Origin of the sequence: Hymenobacter wooponensis (assembly GCF_004745865.1) — a bacterium.
GTDB lineage: Bacteria > Bacteroidota > Bacteroidia > Cytophagales > Hymenobacteraceae > Hymenobacter > Hymenobacter wooponensis.
In genome coordinates this window covers 1-3,300 of record NZ_SRKZ01000017.1, presented here as the reverse complement: position 1 = coordinate 3,300, position 3,300 = coordinate 1, and the positions used below count along the sequence as shown (strand labels likewise).

Annotated in this window: 4 protein-coding genes; 2 read left to right on the top strand and 2 right to left on the bottom strand. The window is 47.1% G+C overall.

Features of this window, described 5'->3' with window-relative positions:
* Positions 1–692: 692 nt before the first annotated feature.
* The gene (locus tag EU557_RS25305) at positions 693–1,121 is read right to left on the bottom strand and encodes a hypothetical protein (protein ID WP_000534558.1); all 429 of its coding nucleotides are present in this window, start codon (positions 1,119–1,121) and stop codon (positions 693–695) included.
* Between the two features lie 291 nt (positions 1,122–1,412).
* On the opposite strand from EU557_RS25305, the gene EU557_RS25300 reads away from it, so the two are divergent.
* On the top strand, positions 1,413–1,841 hold the full coding sequence (locus EU557_RS25300) for a helix-turn-helix domain-containing protein (protein ID WP_000222531.1): 429 nt from the start codon (positions 1,413–1,415) through the stop codon (positions 1,839–1,841).
* Positions 1,842–2,229: 388 nt separating this feature from the next.
* Here EU557_RS25300 and mobA read toward each other — a convergent pair whose 3' ends face one another.
* Positions 2,230–2,577, bottom strand: a complete 348-nt coding sequence (gene mobA, locus EU557_RS25295) for a plasmid mobilization protein MobA (RefSeq protein ID WP_010981037.1) — start codon at positions 2,575–2,577, stop codon at positions 2,230–2,232.
* Positions 2,578–2,836: 259 nt separating this feature from the next.
* Between mobA and EU557_RS25290 the strand changes: the two genes are divergently transcribed.
* A complete protein-coding gene (locus tag EU557_RS25290) occupies positions 2,837–3,031 on the top strand; it encodes a Rop family plasmid primer RNA-binding protein (protein WP_001041622.1) in 195 nt (64 codons plus the stop codon).
* Positions 3,032–3,300: the final 269 nt, after the last annotated feature.

Genomic DNA, 3,300 nt, shown 5'->3' with positions numbered 1-3,300 from the left:
TAATACGGTTATCCACAGAATCGGGGGATAAAACCGGAAAGAACATGTGAGCAAAAGACAAAGACCCAGAAGAAGGGCGCGCGGGAGGCGTTTTTCCATAGGCTCCGCCCCCCTGACGAGCATCACAAAAATCGACGCTCAAGTCAGAGGTGGCGAAACCCGACAGGACTATAAAGATACCAGGCGTTTCCCCCTGGAAGCTCCCTCGTGCGCTCTCCTGTTCCGACCCTGCCGCTTACCGGATACCTGTCCGCCTTTCTCCCTTCGGGAAGCGTGGCGCTTTCTCATAGCTCACGCTGTTGGTATCTCGGTTCGGTGTAGGTCGTTCGCTCCAAGCTGGGCTGTGTGCACGAACCCCCCGTTCAGCCCGACCGCTGCGCCTTATCCGGTAACTATCGTCTTGAGTCCAACCCGGTAAGACACGACTTAACGCCACTGGCAACGGCCACTGGTAAGCAGGATGTGCGAGAGATGTAACGAGAGTTCTTGAAGTGGCGGCCTAACTGAGGCTACACTGAAAGGACAGTATTTGGTGACATGTCTCGCACAAGACTGTTACCACGGTTAGAGAATCTGCCAGGATTAACTAACCTTCGAAAAACCACCTGCCAGGGTGGTTTTTTCGTTTTTACAATAGTGAGATTACGACGAGACTGAATGAATCTCAAGATTTCATTTAGCCTGCCGCTCGATCATTCAAAGTTTTGAGGTAGCTTCATTGGGTCATGGTATCCAAGCTCTAAAAGCTTTATATGGTTCGGTGTCAGCCGCTGGAAATGAATAACCCAGTCAGAAACCTTGTATTTCCCATGAAACGTATCTTTAAAAACCGGATCGCCTAAATGAGCATGCCATAATTTGTTAGCTCTAGCATACTTCTCAATAGCTTCTTTGTTTTCGTAATGATCAGGCACTTTCCACGATGGCGATACTTTGCCAGTCCAAGCTGGATATCCTTTTAAAGGATCGCCAAAGAGATTGTATTTTTCAAAATGCTCAATGAAATCATCGATTTTATCGAGTGTTTTTGCAGAATATCTGGATGTGTAATAAAGGTTGAAGGTCTCAGAGAATGAGACAATATTCAATTGTGGATTTTGCGCGCCTGCTCCGCTGCCCATGCTCTTCTCTGCTCCCGACTTAGACCAGATGGCATTGTAACAGACTTCTCATTCGCTCTGGAAATCAACAGAGACAAGGATACGCCAAAAACCTCAATATCTTTAACAAGATCATGACGTTGTTCGGTTTTCATATCGCTAACTCCGTATCTAATTCAGGCAGGAAAAAATCTTTTCCTCGTTTTCAGAGTAGTCTTTTTTGGTTGCACAATAATGGCGCCAGTGTCACCCTATTCATATGAATATACCATATAATATATACTTTAAATATTTTGGGGCTTAGGAAAATCAATGACTTACTCCGTTAAGAATAAATGGAAAGCTGGCGGTTTGTCTCTTGGCTGGACAGCAGTGCCTACCGTATTGTTTTTTATACAAAACGAGAAAAAGCTAACTTCAGTGGCCTTTAACACACTACTTAACCTGATCGTTCACTGGTGGAGTTTGCAAGAGTGGCCGCATCCGTCAATGGAAAGTCTAGCCATACGTATGGGGGTTTCTGTACGGACTGTTCAGAGAGCTATCAATGATCTTGAAAAAGCTAATCTCTTGGACAAGAAACCAACATCGAAGAGTGATCGCCGATATGGTGGTCGCAATATTTATGATCTAACAAAGCTAGTTGACTACCTAGATACAATGGGTCCATCAGTAGCTGAACAAGTTAAGAAACCACGCCATAAAAAACCGGTATATACCGTAAGAAAAACGACAGCTTAAAAAAGCACAATGGAACTGAGCGCGAGCGATGCACGATAGCAAAACGATATATTACTTATTGCATTGGTCTTGGTAGCCCTGCTTCTGGCTAAACCACTGTCAGGAGTAATTGGCTTTGCCTGTAATGGGTTCATCGCTTCACAGTTAAAGTTATCGCATAGCTCATATATTTACCATAATCCCTTAATTGTACGCACCACTGAAACGCGCTGAACGCGATTCTGACGCAGACACCGCAAAAAGAGATGTTTTACCCCGGAAAAACAGGAAGGATGCGTCAGGATCGTTTTCAGCTCGCTGCATAGCTATGCATGAAAGCGAATGGTGATCACTTTGGGAGCTTACGGTGTTCATACCGTCAGTTTTCGACAGTTTTCTCTCCGGGAAGCTAATCTGCCATAAGCCTGGATAACAGGGCACGGTGATACTCCGTAATAGCGATCAGCACCTCCGCATACTCCCTGTCCCCGACACGCTTGCCGTCGATAAAGAGTTTTTTCTGTAACGCCCCCAGTCTCATAACTTCTTTCAGTACCCGATCATCAGTCAGTGAGTTAACTTTCTTACCGAGAGCTGCCGCCCGTAAAAAACCGGAAACGGTCTTGCCGCATTCAGCAGCCCTTTTTCTGATTTCCTGGTCTTCTTCTGCCGTCAGACGAACAGGGCGACTGATAGCCCGCCTGCGCGTATTACTTCCACTTCGTTTTGTCATAAAACATGGCTCCGTATCTGACATGGGTGTCGGGGCAAAGCCCTGACCAGGGCAATTGTAATAGCGTGCATGTATGCGCGGTATAACAATTGCACATCCTGTCCTGTCAGCAAGCTCGAATTACCGACAAAGGCACGGCAGTTTTTTGGCAGTGACAGTGTTGTCTGACAGAAATGCCCGTCAAAAAGCCAAGCGGCAGAATAGCGGCAGCAAAACAGTCGAAAAGTGGTACGCGATATAATCACACAACGCAGATGACAGACAGAACGGAGAAAACGAAAAGATGAATAAGCAGCAGCAAGCCGTACTCAACATGGCGGGATTCATAAAAAGTCAGAGCCTGACGCTGCTCGAAAAACTGGACGCACTCAATGCCGACGAACAGGCCGCCATGTGTGAGAAACTGCACGAACTCGCAGAAGAACTCCAGAACAGCATACAGACACGCTTTGAAGCGGAAAATCTTACCGGGATATAACGCATCCGGACAGGATGCAGAACGGCATAGAGGAGCGTAAGGAGAAAATGTCACATAAGGCGCTCTTCCGCTTCCTCGCTCACTGACTCGCTACGCTCGGTCGTTCGACTGCGGCGAGCGGTGTCAGCTCACTCAAAGGCGGTAATACGGTTATCCACAGAATCGGGGGATAAAACCGGAAAGAACATGTGAGCAAAAGACAAAGACCCAGAAGAAGGGCGCGCGGGAGGCGTTTTTCCATAGGCTCCGCCCCCCTGACGAGCATCACA